Here is a 14,652-nt window from a genome sequence, read left to right as displayed (position 1 = left end):
ATGGGTGGGAATGGACGAAATCTTATGTTTCTTAATCCGATCAAAAAACCGCATACGATGCAAATGTTTGTTGCTTGAATCGATCAAATCATGGACCGCATCACCGCCGCCAAAGTGTTCGTGAACGTCGCCGAGCGCGCCAGCATGACGGCCACGGCCGAGGCGCTCGACATGTCGCGCGCCATGGTCACGCGCTACCTCGCGCACATGGAAACATGGGCTGGCGCGCGCCTTCTGCATCGCACGACGCGGCGGATCAGCCTCACTTCCGCAGGCGAGCAGACCCTGTCGCGTTGCCGGCAGATGCTCGAGGTCGCCGAGCAGATGCAGGTTGCCGTGGATGCGCAGGCCGATGTGCCGCAAGGCCTGCTGCGCCTGACCTGCGCCCAGTCGATCGCGCAGGACGTGCTGGCCGCGGCCGTGGCGGACTTCCTGCGCCGCCATCCGCAAACAGCCATCGACCTGCACATCAGCGACCGCACCGTCAACCTGGTGGAAGAGCGCATCGACCTCGCGATCCGCATCACGAACGACCTCGATCCCAACCTGATCGCGCGGCCGCTGGGAAGCTGCGGCTCGGTGGTGTGCGCGACGCCGGCCTACCTTGCCGAGCACGGCACGCCGCGCGCGCCGCAGGAGCTTGCCCTTCACAACTGCCTGACCTATTCGTACTTCGGCAAGAGCCTGTGGCAGTTCGAGCACAAGGGCCGGCAGATCGCGGTGCCGGTGGGCGGCAATCTCAGCGCCAACGAATCGTCGGTGCTGCTGACGGCGGTGCTCGAAGGCGCGGGCATCGCGATGCAGCCGGAGTACTCGGCCGCGCCGCTGATCGCAAGCGGCCGGCTGGTCGCGCTCCTGCCCGACTGGCGGCCCCAGACGATGGGGGTCTACGGCGTCTACAGCTCACGCCGCCAGATGCCGGCCGCGCTGCGCGCGATGCTCGACTTTCTGGCGGCGCGCTTTGCCGACGCGCGCTACTGGCCGCCGGCCGCGGGCGCGATGCTCAGGAAGAAGCGTTGAGCGCAGACGCCGCGGCGCGGTCGCGCAGATGCGCAACCAGCAGCTTGGCGGCGGGCGACAGGTTGGCCTCGCTGCGAAAGCAGATCGCGAAGCGGCGCTCGGCCCAGGCGTCGGAGAGCGGCACCACGCGCAGGCCGAAGCTGGCCGCGAGCGGATCGATCACCTCGCGCGGCACCACGGCGATGCCGAGGTTCGCGCGCACGCAGCGCAGCGCCGCGTCGAAGGTCGACACCGCCGCGCGGTAGCTGAGCGGCCGGCCGATGATCGCGGCCGCCCGCGCCAGCATGGTGTGGACCGCGGTGGAGGCGGGCAGGCCCACGTGATCGAACGCCAGCGTCTCTTCGAAGCTGCAGCGCCGCCGGCGCGCGATGGCGTGCGAAGGATGCGCAACGATGGCCAGCCGGTCGCGCCGGTAGGGCCAGGCCTGCAGCCCTTCGAGATCCGCCGCATCCCAGCACACGCCCACCGGCGCCGAGCCTTCGCGCAACGCGCGCACCAAGTCGCGGCTCAAGGCTTCTTCGATGTCGACGCGGATGTCGTGGTGCGCCGGCGTCTGGAGGAAGTCCGCGATGTCGTCGGGCAGGAACTCGGCGATCGAGGACATGCTGGCCAGCAGGCGCACCTGTCCCTTCACGCCGCGGCCATGGTCGGCCATGTCGCGCGCCACCCGGTCGGCGCTCGCGAGCATGGCACGCGCGTGTTCCAGCAGGATCTCGCCGGCGGCGGTCGGCGTCACGCCGCGGCGGCGGCGCTCGAAGAGCGTCTCGCCCACGACGTCCTCGAGCTGCGCCAGGCGCTTGCTGATCGCCGAGGCCACGATGTGCTGCTGCTCGCCGGCGCGGGCGATGTTGCGGGTTTCGCAGACCGCGACGAAGAGGCGCAGGCTGGTGAGGTCCAGGTCGCGCATGAAGTTCCAGTTCGGAATGTTGGGCGTTCCAGATTACCGCTTTTGCAAGCAATACGGAATGTCTAAAGTCCACGCATCACATCGGCGCCCGTGCCGATGCGCCTGGAGACAAGAACTCATGCCAATGCCCAACCCGCGGCTGCCGCGCGCCGCCGTCATTCGCGAAGTCGGCCTGCGCGACGGCCTGCAGAGCATCGCGACCATCCTGCCCACCGAGCACAAGCGCGAATGGATCCGCGCGGCGCATGCCGCCGGCCAGCGCGAGATCGAGGTCGGCTCCTTCGTGCCGGCGAGGCTCCTGCCGCAACTGGCCGACACGGCCGAACTGCTCGCGTTCGCGAAGACGCTGCCGGGCCTCTTCGTCTCGGTGCTGGTGCCCAACCTGCGCGGCGCCGAGGGCGCCATTGCCGGCCAGGCCGACCTGATGATCGTGCCGCTGTCGGCCAGCCATGCCCACAGCCTTGCCAACCTGCGCAAGACGCCCGACGAAGTGGTGGCGGAAGTCGCCCGCATCCGCGCGGCGCGCGACGCGGCCGGCTCGAAGACGCTGATCGAAGGCGGCGTAGGCACGGCCTTCGGCTGCACGATCCAGGGCCTGGTCGAGAAGCGCGAGGTGCTGCGCCTCATGCAGGCCCTGCTCGATGCCGGGGCCGACCGCGTGAGCCTGGCCGACACGGTCGGCTATGCCGATCCGGCCATGGTGCGCGAGCTGTTCGAGGAGGCCTTGAAGATCGCGGGCGATCGCTTCTGGTGCGGCCACTTCCACGACACGCGCGGCCTGGGCCTGGCCAACGTCTATGCGGCGCTCGAAGTCGGCGTCGCGCGCTTCGATGCCTGCCTGGCCGGCATCGGCGGCTGCCCGCATGCGCCGGGCGCCAGCGGCAATGTTTCGACCGAGGACCTGGCCTACATGCTGGGCAGCATGGGCATCGCCACCGGGGTCGACATCGACGAGCTGCTCGCGCTGCGCCAGCGCGTGGCCGAGTGGCTCGGCGGCGAGACGCTGCACGGCACGCTCTGGCGCGCCGGTCTGCCCAAGACCTTTGCCACCGAAACCGCGCTCGCCTGACCGAAAGCCCCTCATGAACGCTGAAGACAACAAGCTCCCGCTCGCCGGCGTCCGCGTCGTCGAGTTCACGCACATGGTGATGGGCCCGACCTGCGGCATGATCCTGGCCGACCTCGGCGCCGAGGTGATCAAGATCGAGCCACCCGGCGGCGACAAGACGCGCAAGCTGCCGGGTCTGGGCATCGGCTTCTTCCGCTCCTTCAATCGCAACAAGAAGAGCGTGGTGCTCGACATCACGACGGAAGAAGGCCGGGCGACCGCAACCGAGCTGATCGGCCAATGCGACGTGGTGCTGGAGAACTTCCGCCCGGGGCTGATGAGCAAGCTCGGCCTGGACTACCAGACGCTCTCGGCGAAATGCCCGCGCCTGATCTACGTCACGCACAAGGGCTTCCTGCCCGGGCCTTACGAGAACCGCCTGGCGCTCGACGAGGTGGTGCAGATGATGGGCGGACTCTCCTACATGACCGGCCCCGAAGGCCGGCCGCTGCGCGCCGGCACCTCGGTCAACGACATCATGGGCGGGATGTTCGGCGCGATCGGCGTGCTGGCCGCGCTGCGCGAGCGCGAGCGCACCGGCAGGGGGCAGGAGGTGCAGAGCGCCCTGTTCGAGAACTGCGTGTTCCTCTCCTCGCAGCACATGCAGCAGTTCGCGATGACCGGCGAGCCGCCGCCGCCGATGCCCTCGCGCGTGTCGGCCTGGAGCGTCTATGACGTCTTCACGCTGGCCGAAGGCGAACAGCTCTTCATCGGCGCGGTGAGCGACAAGCAGTTCCTGACCTTGTGCCGCGTGATCGATGCGCCTGAACTGGCGCAAGATCCGGCACTGGCCAACAACGCGTTGCGCGTCGCGGTGCGGCCGGCGCTCCTGAAGCGGCTGGGCGAGATCCTCGCGCGGCATCGCGTCGAGGAACTGGCGCCCAAGCTCGAGGAAGCCGGCATTCCCTACGCGCCGATCGTGCGGCCCGACCAGCTGATGGACGATCCGCACCTCAAGGCCAGCGGCGGCCTGGTGCCGATGGAGTGCGACGATGGCGGCATGACCGAGGTGGTGTTGCTGCCGCTCCTGATGGGCGGCCGGCGCCCCGGCGTGCGGCAAGCGCTGGCGCGCGTGGGCGAGCACACTGAGGAGGTGCTGTCGCAACTGGCGGCACGCGAAGCTGCCTGACATAGGTTTTCGAGACCAAGGAGACAAAAGATGAACCCCACCCTTTCGCGCCGCACGGTGCTCGGCCTTGGCGCTTCCGCGCTGGCGGCCGCGGCGCTTCCCGCATTCGCCCAAGGCGCCGACAAGCCGGTGCGCATCATCCTGCCGATCAGCGCCGGCTCGGGCGTGGACACCATTGCGCGCGCCGCCGCACCGGCGCTCGGCAAGGCCTTCGGCCAGCCGGTGGTGATCGAGAACCTGCCGGGCGCCGGCGGCATCACCGGCGCCTCGGTCGTCGTCAAGGCCGCGCCCGATGGCCAGACGCTCGGCATGGTGTCGAACAACCACGTGATCAACCCGAGCGTCTACAAGAAGATGCCCTTCGACGCCATCAACGACATCACGCCCATCAGCGTGGTCGGCGCGACGCCGCTGGTGCTGCTGGTGAACCCGAAGGTGCCGGCGAAGAACGTGAGGGAACTGGTCGCGCTGCTCAAGGCCAAGCCCGACGGCTACAACTACGCGTCCTCGGGCAACGGCACCATCATTCACCTGGCCGGCGAGATGTTCATGGACGAGGCCGGCGTCAAGGCGCGTCACATCCCCTACAAGGGCACCGGCCCGATGGTGACCGACATGATCGCGGGCCAGGTCGAGATCGGCGTGGTCGCGCTGCCGGCGGTGCAGCAGCACATCAAGAGCGGCGCCTTGCGCGCGATCGGCCTGTGCGGGCCCGCGCGCTCGCCGGCCGCGCCTGACATCCCGACGATTGCCGAGCAGGGGCTGCCCAACTACAGCGTCGAAGGCTGGTTCGCGCTGATCGGACCGGCCAAGCTGCCGGCGGCGGAAGTGAAGCGCGCGCACGATGCGGTGGTGGCCGCATTCTCCAGCGCCGAGGTGCAGGAGGCGATGGCCAAGCAGGGCAACATCATCAAGCCGAGCACGCCGGAAGAGGCCGCGAAGTACTTCCGCAGCGAGGCCGCCAGGTACGCTGCGCTCGTGAAGAAGGCCAACGTGACGCTGGAGTAGCCGGCTCAGCTTTCCGGGCCGACGGCGCGGTACAGCGCGCGCACGAAATCGGACTGCGTGATCATGCCGGTGAGCCGCCTTTCACCATCAATGATCGGGATATGGTGGTGGCCGCCCTCGGAGAAGAGCGGCACCAGTTCGACCATCGGCCGCTCCTCGCTCGCCACGCGCACCTGCCGCGTCATGATCTGGCCGACCACCTCGGGCTTGCTCGACATCACGGTTCGCGTCGCGCGGACGAAATCGCGCAGCCGTCCGCCCAGCCCCTCGTGATGCTCCAGGTCGATGTGGCGGAAGAAGTCGGCCTGCGTCACGATGCCGACCACGCGGCGCGTGCGGTCGATCACCGGCAGCGCCTTGATGCGCCGCTGCTGCATCAAGGACCATGCCTCCTGCAGCGGCGTGCCGAACTCGGCGATCACTGGGTCGCGCGACATGATGTCGGCGCAGCGCACGGTGCCGAGGCGGCGCTTGTACGACTCGAGCTCGGTCTGCCGGATCAGCGATTCGAGGTCGTCGCGGCTGATGTCGAGCACCTGGTTGTAGCGCGCGAGCACCGCATCGATGTCGGCCGAGCTGAAGCGCGCATCGGCCTTGGGTTCGCGCGGCGCGAGCTGCACATGCGGGTAGCGCCGGCCGGTCAGGCTGTTGTAGAGCACGCCGGCGAGCACCAGCAGCACGGAGTTGGCCAGCACCGGATAGAGCGAGAAAGGGAAATGCGTCGTGTGGCTCAGCACGGCGAACAGCGCCACCGCGCCGCCGGGCGGGTGCAGGCAGCGCATCGCGAACATCAGCGCGATGGCCAGCGCGGGCGCGAGTGCGCTGGCCCACACCGGGTCCGGCATCCAGCGTGCGCAGGCCACGCCGACGAGCGCCGAGAACGTGTTGCCGGCGATCACGGACCAGGGTTGGGCCAGCGGACTGGCCGGCAGCGCGAACACCAGCACTGCGCTGGCGCCCAGCGGGGCGACCAGCCAGCGGCTGTCGATGGAAGAGCCTGTCATCTGGGAGAGCAGCGCCGTGAGCAGAAGCCCCAGCCCCGCGCCGGCGACGGCGCGCAGCCTTTCGCGTGCGTTGACGTTGGTGCGCGCCGGCAGCCAGGCGCGCGCGAAAGTCCGCAAATCGTCCCAGCGCATCGTCGTCAGGCCACCTCGCCGGCGACCCTGCGCCCGATCTCGGGCCAGCGCCCGTGCAGCCAGACCCAGGCAACCAGGCCCACGCTCATCATGAGGAGCGAGGTCAACGCCAGCGCCAGCGTCGAATGCATCACCAGCGGCGCAATCACGCCGGCCACGATGCCATTGGCGGTCGAGCCGATCACCGCCTGCAGCGAGGAGGCCATGCCGCGGCGCTCGGGATGCAGGTCGAGTACCAGCAGCGTCACCACCGGCACCATCAGCGCCCAGCCGAAGGCGAACACCGCGATGGGCCACAGCGCCCAGGCCGGGTGCGGCGCGAACAAGGCATTGGCTACGACGTTGAGCAGCGAGGTCGCCAGCATGATCACGAAGCCGTCGCGGATCTGCCGCTTGGGCGCGACCTTGCCTGCCATGCGTCCGCTGGCCCAGGCGCCGGCCATGATGCCGCCGATGGTCAGCAGGAAGAACCAGAAGAACTGGGTGGGCGCGAGCGCCAGGTGGTCGCCGAGAAAGGCGGGCGCGGCCAGCACGTAGAGGAACATGCCGTTGAAAGGCACGCCGCTCGCGAGCGCCAGCAGCAGGAAGCGCGGATCGGAGCACAGGTCCCAGTAGCCGCGCATCAGGTGCCGCACCTCGAAGGGTTGGCGCTGGCTCTGGTGCAGCGTTTCGGGCAGCAGCTTCCAATTGGCGGCGAACAGCACCACGCCCACCGCCACCAGGAACCAGAACACGCTGTGCCAGCCCAGGTGCACGAACAGGAAGCCGCCCACGATCGGCGCGATCGCGGGCGCGATGCCGAAATAGATCGTGACCTGGCTCATCACCCGCTGCGCTTCGGCCGGCGGGAACATGTCGCGGATCACGGCGCGCGAGACCACGATGCCGGCGCCGGTCGACAGGCCCTGCAGCGCGCGGAAGAACACCAGCTGGCCGATGGTCTGCGCGAGCGCGCAGCCCAGCGAGGCGATGGTGAACACGGCCAGGCCCCACAGCACCACGGGCCGGCGGCCGAAGCTGTCCGACAGCGCGCCGTGGAACAGGTTCATGAAGGCGAAGCCGAACAGGTAGGCCGACAGCGTCTGCTGCATCTGGGCCGGCGTCGCGCCGATGCTGCTGGCGATGCCCGAGAAGGCCGGGATGTAGGTGTCGATCGAGAACGGACCGAGCATGCCCAGCACCGCCAGCAGCACGGCGAGCGCCCAGCGCGGGGCGTGCCAGAGTTTGTCTGCGTCGGGGTTCATGCGAGAGGTCTCCGTTCTTGCTTGTTGTGCGCGGGAATAGAAAACGCCCGCCGCCGGTGAAGGCAAAGCGGGCGTTCGGGCTCGAAGATCCGCTGAAGGATCAGAGCGTATCAATAAAGCTGCGCAGCTTGTCGGAACGGCTCGGATGCTTCAGCTTGCGCAGCGCCTTGGCTTCGATCTGGCGGATGCGCTCGCGCGTCACGTCGAACTGCTTGCCGACTTCTTCCAGCGTGTGGTCGGTCGACATCTCGATGCCGAAGCGCATGCGCAGCACCTTGGCTTCGCGCGGCGTCAGGCTGTCGAGGATGTCCTTGACCACGTCGCGCAGGCCGGCCTGCATCGCGGCCTCGATGGGCGCCGTGTTGCTGCTGTCCTCGATGAAGTCGCCCAGGTGCGAATCGTCGTCGTCGCCGATGGGGGTTTCCATCGAGATCGGCTCCTTGGCGATCTTCATGATCTTGCGGATCTTGTCTTCCGGGATCTCCATCTTCGCGGCCAGGATGCCGGCGTCGGGCTCGAAGCCGAACTCCTGCAGGTGCTGGCGGCTGATGCGGTTCATCTTGTTGATGGTCTCGATCATGTGCACCGGGATGCGGATGGTGCGCGCCTGGTCGGCGATCGAGCGCGTGATCGCCTGGCGGATCCACCAGGTCGCGTAGGTCGAGAACTTGTAGCCGCGGCGGTATTCGAACTTGTCGACCGCCTTCATCAGGCCGATGTTGCCTTCCTGGATCAGGTCGAGGAACTGCAGGCCGCGGTTGGTGTACTTCTTGGCGATCGAGATCACGAGGCGCAGGTTGGCCTCGATCATTTCCTTCTTGGCATCGCGCGAGGACGATTCGCCTTCGTTCATGCGCTTGTTGATGTCCTTGAGCTCGGCCAGTGGCACCACCACGCGCGACTGGATGTCGGCCAGCTTCTGTTGCAGCTCCTGCACCGGCGGGATGTTGCGTGCCAGCACCGTGCTCCAGGGCTTGCCGGCGGCCGCCTGCTTCTCGACCCACTTGAGGTTGAGCAGGTTGGAGGCCACGCGGTTGCCGTTCTTGTCGTAGCCGCTGAAGTCGCGGATGAACTCTTCCTGCGGGAAGCCGCACTTGTCCACGATGATGCGGCGCAGCTCGCGCTCCTTCTTGCGGACGTCGTCGACCTGCGTGCGCACCAGGTCGCACAGCTTCTCGATCGTGCGGGCCGTGAAGCGAATGGTCATCAGCTCTTCGGACAGCGAATGCTGCGCCTTCTGGTAGGCCGGCGTGCCGTAGCCTTCCTTGTCGTAGATCTTGTGGACCTTCTCGAACAGCGCGGCGATGCGATCGAAGCGCTCCAGCGCGTCGCGCTTGAGTTCCTCGAGCTTCTTGGTCAGCGCCTTGGAGCCGCCCTTGCCGTCGTCGTCGTCTTCCTCGTCGAACTCGTCGAAGTCTTCTTCGGCCACGTAGTCGTCGGCCTCGTTCGGGTTCGAGAAGCCGTCGACGATGGTCGAGATGACGACCTTGCCGTCACGGATCTCCTGGCCCAGGCGCAGGATCTCGGCGATGGTCGCGGGCGAAGCCGAAATGGCTTCCATCATGGCCATCAGGCCGCCCTCGATGCGCTTGGCGATCTCGATTTCGCCTTCGCGCGTCAGCAGCTCGACCGTGCCCATCTCGCGCATGTACATGCGCACGGGGTCGGTGGTGCGGCCGAATTCGCTGTCGACGGTCGAGAGGGCCGCTTCGGCTTCTTCCTCGGCTTCCTCGACCGTGGTCGCCGTCGGCGCGGTGTTGTTCAGCAGCAGGGTTTCGGCGTCCGGCGTCTGCTCGTAGACGGCCACGCCCATGTCGTTGAGCATGGTGACCACGACTTCCATGGTCTCGGCGTCGACCAGCTTGTCGGGCAGGTGGTCGGAGATTTCGCCGTGCGTCAGGTAGCCGCGCGTCTTGCCCAGCGTGATCAGGGTTTTCAGGCGCGAGCGGCGCTTGGCCAGGTCTTCCTCGGAGAGCACGGTCTCGTCGAGGCCGAACTCCTTCATCAAGGCGCGTTCCTTCGCCTTGCTGATCTTCATGCGCAGCGGCTTGACCTTTTCTTCGGTCGTCGCTGCCGGTTCGTCGCCGATCAACTCGTCTTCGATGTCGGACAGGTCGACGTCGCTCGCCGGCGCCTCGTTGCCGGCCTTGGGCTTGCGGCCGCGCTTGGCGCCGCCTGCAGCGGCGGGCGCGCCGGCGGCCTTGGGAGGACGACCGACCTTCTTGGCGGCGGGTTTCGGGGCTTCGGCGATGGGGGTCGATTTCGTGGGCACGGTTTTCACTTTCGTTGCGGCTGTCGCCTTGGACGCGGCGGCACCTGACTTAGTTGCCGCCAGGGCGGCCGCTTTCAACGGTTTTTCTGCAATGGGCTTCTTGGCGGCGGACACGGCAGGCTTCTTTGAACTGGGCATACAACCTCGGTACAACAAGAATGAACAAGCGGAATCACAGGCGCCAACAAGCCGGCGCGGGCGGGAGCACAAACAATGGAGCGAAGAGGAGGCAAATCCTCAAGCACGCTTCAAAAAGGCAAGATGTCGGGCGAACATTTGGTGTGCAGTCCTTGCGGTGTATTGACCCTTTTTCCCGTGGGGAAGTGCGTTGCGCTGGAGGGTCGGCCCGGAGGTGCTGCTGTCGCTCTTGCCGTTTCGCGTATAGCGAAGCCTCAAATTATAGCGCGTTGCGCATTTTTCAAGCAAGGTTCGATCCGGCCTGGAGCCGTGCGCGCAGCTCCAGGCGGCGCGCCTCCAACGCCTTGTACCGCTGCAGGGCACGCGGATCGCTCCCTACGGCGCCAATGGCCTCGCTTTGCTGAGCCTTGAGCAGGTCGTCCAGCATGAAGTCGAGCACGTTGCGCAGTTCCCGGGCGGCATCGGCTGCCTGTTCGCCCTCCGCCTCGCCGATGGGCCCTCCGTCGGGGCTGGTCATGACGCGCTCGGCCAAGGCCTCGAAGGCCGTGCCCCGCATGCCTTCGCGCAGCGCGGCCCAGGGCTGCACGCCGTGCTCGTGCAACTGGCTGTCGAGCCAGGCGAAGAGCTGCCCGTGCTCGCCCGGCAGGTCGCACAGCAGGCCGTGCAGCTCATGGGAAAGCCCCTCCCATTCGGCCATGTTCGACAGCAGCAGCCGCGCGGCCACATCCGCCCGGCCGGGCGGCAGCGTGCGGCCGCGGGAGGGCCGCCGGGGGGCGGAAGCGCGGCGGCCCTCCCGCGGCCGGCCATAGCCCTCGCTTTCGCCCCGCTCGCGAGGCGAGGAGGCCGGGGCGCGTGCGGCAGCCGCCGGCGTCCACAGTTCAGACAGCTCCTGGGTGCTCAACTGGACCATCTCGGCGATCTCCCCGAGCAGCTGGCGCTTGAGCGCGCCTTCCGGCAACGCGCTCCAGAGCGGCCGCGCATTGCTGGCCATGTGGGCGCGCCCCTCGGCCGTCCCGAGGTCGCAGCCTTCGCGCGCGGCTTCGAGCATGAAGCGGCTCAGCGGCGTGGCTTCGTTCACGAAGCGCGCGAAGGCATCGGCGCCGAACTCGCGGATGAAGCTGTCGGGGTCGTGCTCGGCCGGCAGAAACAAGAACTTGACGCTGCGCACGTCGCTGGCATAGGGCAGGGCGCCGTCGAGCGCCTTGCGGGCGGCGCGCCGCCCGGCCGCGTCGCCGTCGAAGCTGAACACGACCGATTCGGTGAAGCGGAACAGCTTTTGAACGTGTTCCGGCGTACAGGCGGTGCCCAGCGTCGCGACCGCGTTCGGAAAGCCCAGCTGCGCCAGCGCCACCACGTCCATGTAGCCCTCGGTCACGAGCGCGTAGCCGCGTTCGCGGAAGGCGCCGCGGGCTTCGTAGAGGCCGTAGAGCTCGCGGCCCTTGCTGAACACCGGGGTCTCGGGCGAGTTGAGGTATTTGGGCTTCTCGTCGCCGAGCACTCGCCCGCCAAAGCCGATGCACTCGCCCTTGACGTTGCGGATCGGGAACATCACGCGGTCGCGGAAGCGGTCGTAGCGCTTGCCGTCGCCGTTGTCGTCCGGCTCGCCGGCGATCACCAGCCCGCTCTCGGCGAGCAGCGGATCGTCGTAGTCGGGGAACACGCCGGCCAGCGTGCGCCAGCCCGCGGGGGCGTAGCCGATGCCGAACTGCCGGGCGATCTCGCCCGAGACGCCGCGACCTTTGAGGTAGTCGATGGCCGCGGGCGACTGGCGCAGCTGCTTCTTGTAGGCGTCGCCGGCCTTCTCGAGCACCTCGGACAGGGTGGCCTGCTTCTGGCGCTGGCCGGCAGCGCGGGCGCGCTCCTCGGGCGAGGCGTCGTCCTCGGGCACCTGCAGGCCGTACTGGCCGGCCAGGTCGTGCACCGCCTCGACGAAGCCCATGCCGGCGTGCTCCATCAGGAAGCCGATGGCGTTGCCGTGCACTCCGCAGCCGAAGCAGTGATAGAACTGCTTGGTGGGGCTGACCGAGAACGAAGGCGATTTCTCGCCATGGAACGGGCACAGGCCCATGAAGTTGGCGCCGGCCTTCTTCAACTGGACATAGCGGCCGACGATTTCCACCACGTCGGCGCGCGCGATCAGTTCCTGGATGAAAGAGGCGGGGATGGTCATGTAGGCGGAGAGCGGCAAATCATACGCAAGACCTCATGCCACCGCGGGCCGGCGGCATACTGGTCGCTTCGAATCCCGCGCCGCATCCGCATGATTCGCCACACCGTCCGCCACGCAGTGCCCTTGCTGCGCCATCCCCTCCGGTTCGCCTGGGAGGCGCTCAAGGCCTTCCGGGCCAACCAGGGCCTGCTGCTGGCCGGCGCGGTCGCCTACTACGCGCTGCTGTCGATCGTGCCGCTCCTGATCGTGAGCGTGATCGCGCTGTCGCATTTCATCGACCAGGGAGAACTGCTGAGCGCGGTCGGACGCTATCTGGAGTGGCTGTTGCCGGGCCAGTCGCGGGCCATCGTCGCCGAGCTGTCGAACTTCCTGGCCCATCGGGACGTGCTGGGGCCGGTGCTGCTGGTGACGATGATCTTCTTTAGCTCGCTCGCCTTCACCGTGCTGGAAAGTGCCATGGCGGTGATCTTCCACCACCGCAAGGCCGACCATTCCCGCCACTTCCTGATCTCGGCGGTGATGCCCTACATCTACATCCTGTGCCTGTGCGTCGGGCTGCTGCTGGTGACGCTGGTGTCCGGCGCGCTGCAGGTGATCGGGCAGGAAAGCGTCGAGCTTTTCGGCCGCAGCTGGTCGCTGTCGGGCGTGTCGGGGGTGCTGCTGTACCTGCTTGGGCTGGGCGGCGAGATCTTCATGCTGACCTCCCTTTACCTGGTGATGCCGGTGGGGCGGCTGCGGCTGCGGCACGCGCTGCTGGGCGGCGTGACTGCGGCGCTGCTGTGGGAGATCACGCGCCGCGTGCTGGTGCTCTACTTCGCCACGCTGTCGCAGGTGAACGTGGTCTACGGCTCGCTGACCACCGCGATCGTGGTGCTGCTGAGCCTGGAGATCGCCGCCACGCTGGTGCTGTTCGGTGCCCAGGTGATCGCGCAGTACGAGCGGCTGGAGCGCACCGGCAACGCGACTCCGCTGCCGGCCGAGATCTCGAAGGTCAGCGCGGCGCCAGCCGAATCGCCCCGTCGAGCCGGATCACCTCGCCGTTGAGCATGTCGTTCTCGATGATGTGCTTGGCGAGCTTCGCGTAGTCCTCGGGCGTGCCGAGGCGCGAAGGGAAGGGCACGCTGGCGGCCAGCGCGTCCTGCACCTCCTTCGGCATCCCGAACAGCATCGGCGTGCCGAAGATGCCGGGTGCGATCGTCATGTTGCGGATGCCGTTGCGCGCCAGGTCGCGTGCGATCGGCAGCGTCATTCCGACCACGCCGCCCTTGGAGGCGCTGTAGGCGGCCTGGCCGATCTGGCCGTCGTAGGCCGCGACCGAGGCGGTCGAGATCAGCACGCCGCGCTCGCCGGTGGCCTCGGGCTCGTTCTTGCTCATGGCGTCGGCCGCCAGCCGGATCATGTTGAAGCTGCCGATCAGGTTGACCGTGACGGTCTTGCTGAATACGGCGAGCGCGTGCGGACCGCTCTTGCCGACGGTTTTTTCGGCCGGCGCGATGCCTGCGCAGTTGACCAGCCCCATCAGCTTGCCCAGCTTCTGGGCGGCAGCCACCACGGCCTGGCCGTCGGCCTCCTGGCTCACGTCGCACTTGACGAAAGTGCCGCCGATTTCCTTGGCGACCGCTTCGCCCTTGTCGGCCTGCATGTCGGCGATGACCACCTTGGCGCCGTTCGCCGCCAGCATGCGTGCGGTGCCTTCGCCGAGGCCCGAAGCGCCGCCGGTGACGATGAAAACCTTGCCGTCGATCTGCATGGGATGTCTCCTGAAAAAACGTTGCCGGCGATCATAGAGCGCAAAAAAAAAGCCCCGTCCGAGAACAGGGCCCTGAATTGGATCCCGAAGGACCCAAGGAGACAATCAGCGCTTGCGGGAAGCGGTTTGAGCGGTGCTCTTGGCAGCATTCACGGCCGTGGTCGAAACGGCCTGGAAGTTGGCTTCGGCGACGTCGGACGCTTGCTTGACGGCCTTCTGGACCGATTCGAAAGCGTTGTTGGCAGCAGCCACGGCGCTCTTCATCACGGCGACGGCGGTTTCCGAACCGGCGGGGGCGTTCTTGGCAGCACTGTCGACCAGGCCGACGAAGGCTTGCTGGGCTTCAGCAGTCTTCGCTTCGAAAGCCTTGGTGAACTCGGCGCCGGTGCCTTGGGCGATGTCATACAGGTGACGGCTGTAGGCAGCGGTCTTCTCGGCGAGGGGCTGGAACAGGCCGGCTTGCAGGGCGAGCAGCTCTTGCGCGTCCTTGACGCTGAGAATCGCTTGCGTGGTGCCGGCGGCTTCGACCAGCGCAGCCTTGGAGGCGGTCACGTTCAGTTCGACCAGCTTCTCGACGCCTTCGAAGGCCTTGGTGGTCAGGCCGAACAGGGTTTCGAGGTTGGCTTTGTGGGAAGCGATGAGTTGGTCAGCGGTCAGTGCCATGTGGATGCTCCAGTTGATGAATGAAAGAGGTCGGTCGCGGATGAGCTGCCCCTCTTTATTTTGTTGCGGTGCAGCATGGCCTGAAGTATAGGCAGCCAAGCGTTTCG

Annotated in this window: 12 protein-coding genes; 5 read left to right on the top strand and 7 right to left on the bottom strand. The window is 67.5% G+C overall.

What is annotated here, in order from left to right:
- Nucleotides 1–90 precede the first annotated feature (90 nt).
- Nucleotides 91–1,020 carry a LysR family transcriptional regulator gene (locus ACSQ86_RS19395; RefSeq protein WP_436304705.1) on the top strand — a complete coding sequence of 310 codons (930 nt, stop codon included), beginning with the start codon at nucleotides 91–93 and terminating at the stop codon, nucleotides 1,018–1,020.
- On the opposite strand, the gene ACSQ86_RS19390 is transcribed toward ACSQ86_RS19395, so the two are convergent.
- Nucleotides 1,004–1,927: a LysR family transcriptional regulator gene (locus tag ACSQ86_RS19390; protein ID WP_436304704.1), complete on the bottom strand. Its 924-nt coding sequence runs from the start codon at nucleotides 1,925–1,927 to the stop codon at nucleotides 1,004–1,006. The genes ACSQ86_RS19395 and ACSQ86_RS19390 overlap by 17 nt on opposite strands.
- A gap of 118 nt (nucleotides 1,928–2,045) precedes the next feature.
- On the opposite strand from ACSQ86_RS19390, the gene ACSQ86_RS19385 reads away from it, so the two are divergent.
- The 3 genes from ACSQ86_RS19385 to ACSQ86_RS19375 are packed head-to-tail and all read left to right on the top strand — an operon-like array spanning nucleotide 2,046 to nucleotide 5,172.
- Entirely contained in the window at nucleotides 2,046–2,996 is a 951-nt protein-coding gene (locus tag ACSQ86_RS19385; RefSeq protein ID WP_093109886.1) for a hydroxymethylglutaryl-CoA lyase, read from the top strand.
- Nucleotides 2,997–3,009: 13 nt separating this feature from the next.
- On the top strand, nucleotides 3,010–4,164 hold the full coding sequence (locus tag ACSQ86_RS19380) for a CaiB/BaiF CoA transferase family protein (RefSeq protein ID WP_093109885.1): 1,155 nt from the start codon (nucleotides 3,010–3,012) through the stop codon (nucleotides 4,162–4,164).
- A gap of 30 nt (nucleotides 4,165–4,194) precedes the next feature.
- Nucleotides 4,195–5,172 carry a tripartite tricarboxylate transporter substrate binding protein gene (locus ACSQ86_RS19375; RefSeq protein WP_436309458.1) on the top strand — a complete coding sequence of 326 codons (978 nt, stop codon included), beginning with the start codon at nucleotides 4,195–4,197 and terminating at the stop codon, nucleotides 5,170–5,172.
- A gap of 5 nt (nucleotides 5,173–5,177) precedes the next feature.
- Here ACSQ86_RS19375 and ACSQ86_RS19370 read toward each other — a convergent pair whose 3' ends face one another.
- The 4 genes from ACSQ86_RS19370 to dnaG all read right to left on the bottom strand — a co-directional run bounded on the left by ACSQ86_RS19370 (nucleotide 5,178) and on the right by dnaG (nucleotide 12,132).
- Entirely contained in the window at nucleotides 5,178–6,308 is a 1,131-nt protein-coding gene (locus tag ACSQ86_RS19370) for an HPP family protein (protein ID WP_093109883.1), read from the bottom strand.
- 5 nt (nucleotides 6,309–6,313) lie between these two features.
- A complete protein-coding gene (locus ACSQ86_RS19365; RefSeq protein ID WP_436304701.1) occupies nucleotides 6,314–7,552 on the bottom strand; it encodes a multidrug effflux MFS transporter in 1,239 nt (412 codons plus the stop codon).
- 100 nt (nucleotides 7,553–7,652) lie between these two features.
- Nucleotides 7,653–9,962 carry an RNA polymerase sigma factor RpoD gene (gene rpoD / locus ACSQ86_RS19360; protein ID WP_436309457.1) on the bottom strand — a complete coding sequence of 770 codons (2,310 nt, stop codon included), beginning with the start codon at nucleotides 9,960–9,962 and terminating at the stop codon, nucleotides 7,653–7,655.
- Between the two features lie 280 nt (nucleotides 9,963–10,242).
- Nucleotides 10,243–12,132 (bottom strand): DNA primase, encoded by a 1,890-nt coding sequence (gene dnaG, locus ACSQ86_RS19355; protein WP_436309456.1) that lies wholly within the window; start codon nucleotides 12,130–12,132, stop codon nucleotides 10,243–10,245.
- Nucleotides 12,133–12,222: 90 nt separating this feature from the next.
- Here dnaG and ACSQ86_RS19350 point away from each other — a divergent pair, with 90 nt between their 5' ends.
- Nucleotides 12,223–13,176: a YihY/virulence factor BrkB family protein gene (locus ACSQ86_RS19350; RefSeq protein ID WP_093109880.1), complete on the top strand. Its 954-nt coding sequence runs from the start codon at nucleotides 12,223–12,225 to the stop codon at nucleotides 13,174–13,176.
- Here ACSQ86_RS19350 and ACSQ86_RS19345 read toward each other — a convergent pair.
- Nucleotides 13,124–13,882, bottom strand: a complete 759-nt coding sequence (locus tag ACSQ86_RS19345) for a 3-hydroxyacyl-CoA dehydrogenase (protein ID WP_436304699.1) — start codon at nucleotides 13,880–13,882, stop codon at nucleotides 13,124–13,126. The genes ACSQ86_RS19350 and ACSQ86_RS19345 overlap by 53 nt on opposite strands.
- 105 nt (nucleotides 13,883–13,987) lie before the next feature.
- Nucleotides 13,988–14,545, bottom strand: coding sequence for a phasin family protein (locus ACSQ86_RS19340; RefSeq protein ID WP_436304698.1), 558 nt, complete (start codon nucleotides 14,543–14,545; stop codon nucleotides 13,988–13,990).
- Nucleotides 14,546–14,652 lie beyond the last annotated feature (107 nt).

The organism is Variovorax sp. LjRoot130 (assembly GCF_964253755.1).
Lineage (GTDB): Bacteria > Pseudomonadota > Gammaproteobacteria > Burkholderiales > Burkholderiaceae_C > Variovorax.
The sequence above is the reverse complement of the archived record's forward strand: the minus strand, read 5'-3'. Positions and strand labels throughout refer to the sequence as shown.

What these genes read in the sequence shown, in the direction of transcription:
- ACSQ86_RS19395 (WP_436304705.1), top strand. Translation starts at nt 91, where the DNA reads ATGGACCGCATCACCGCCGCCAAAGTGTTCGTGAACGTCGCCGAGCGC.
- ACSQ86_RS19390 (WP_436304704.1), bottom strand. Translation starts at nt 1,927, where the DNA reads ATGCGCGACCTGGACCTCACCAGCCTGCGCCTCTTCGTCGCGGTCTGC.
- ACSQ86_RS19385 (WP_093109886.1), top strand. Translation starts at nt 2,046, where the DNA reads ATGCCAATGCCCAACCCGCGGCTGCCGCGCGCCGCCGTCATTCGCGAA.
- ACSQ86_RS19380 (WP_093109885.1), top strand. Translation starts at nt 3,010, where the DNA reads ATGAACGCTGAAGACAACAAGCTCCCGCTCGCCGGCGTCCGCGTCGTC.
- ACSQ86_RS19375 (WP_436309458.1), top strand. Translation starts at nt 4,195, where the DNA reads ATGAACCCCACCCTTTCGCGCCGCACGGTGCTCGGCCTTGGCGCTTCC.
- ACSQ86_RS19370 (WP_093109883.1), bottom strand. Translation starts at nt 6,308, where the DNA reads ATGCGCTGGGACGATTTGCGGACTTTCGCGCGCGCCTGGCTGCCGGCG.
- ACSQ86_RS19365 (WP_436304701.1), bottom strand. Translation starts at nt 7,552, where the DNA reads ATGAACCCCGACGCAGACAAACTCTGGCACGCCCCGCGCTGGGCGCTC.
- rpoD (WP_436309457.1), bottom strand. Translation starts at nt 9,962, where the DNA reads ATGCCCAGTTCAAAGAAGCCTGCCGTGTCCGCCGCCAAGAAGCCCATT.
- dnaG (WP_436309456.1), bottom strand. Translation starts at nt 12,132, where the DNA reads ATGACCATCCCCGCCTCTTTCATCCAGGAACTGATCGCGCGCGCCGAC.
- ACSQ86_RS19350 (WP_093109880.1), top strand. Translation starts at nt 12,223, where the DNA reads ATGATTCGCCACACCGTCCGCCACGCAGTGCCCTTGCTGCGCCATCCC.
- ACSQ86_RS19345 (WP_436304699.1), bottom strand. Translation starts at nt 13,882, where the DNA reads ATGCAGATCGACGGCAAGGTTTTCATCGTCACCGGCGGCGCTTCGGGC.
- ACSQ86_RS19340 (WP_436304698.1), bottom strand. Translation starts at nt 14,545, where the DNA reads ATGGCACTGACCGCTGACCAACTCATCGCTTCCCACAAAGCCAACCTC.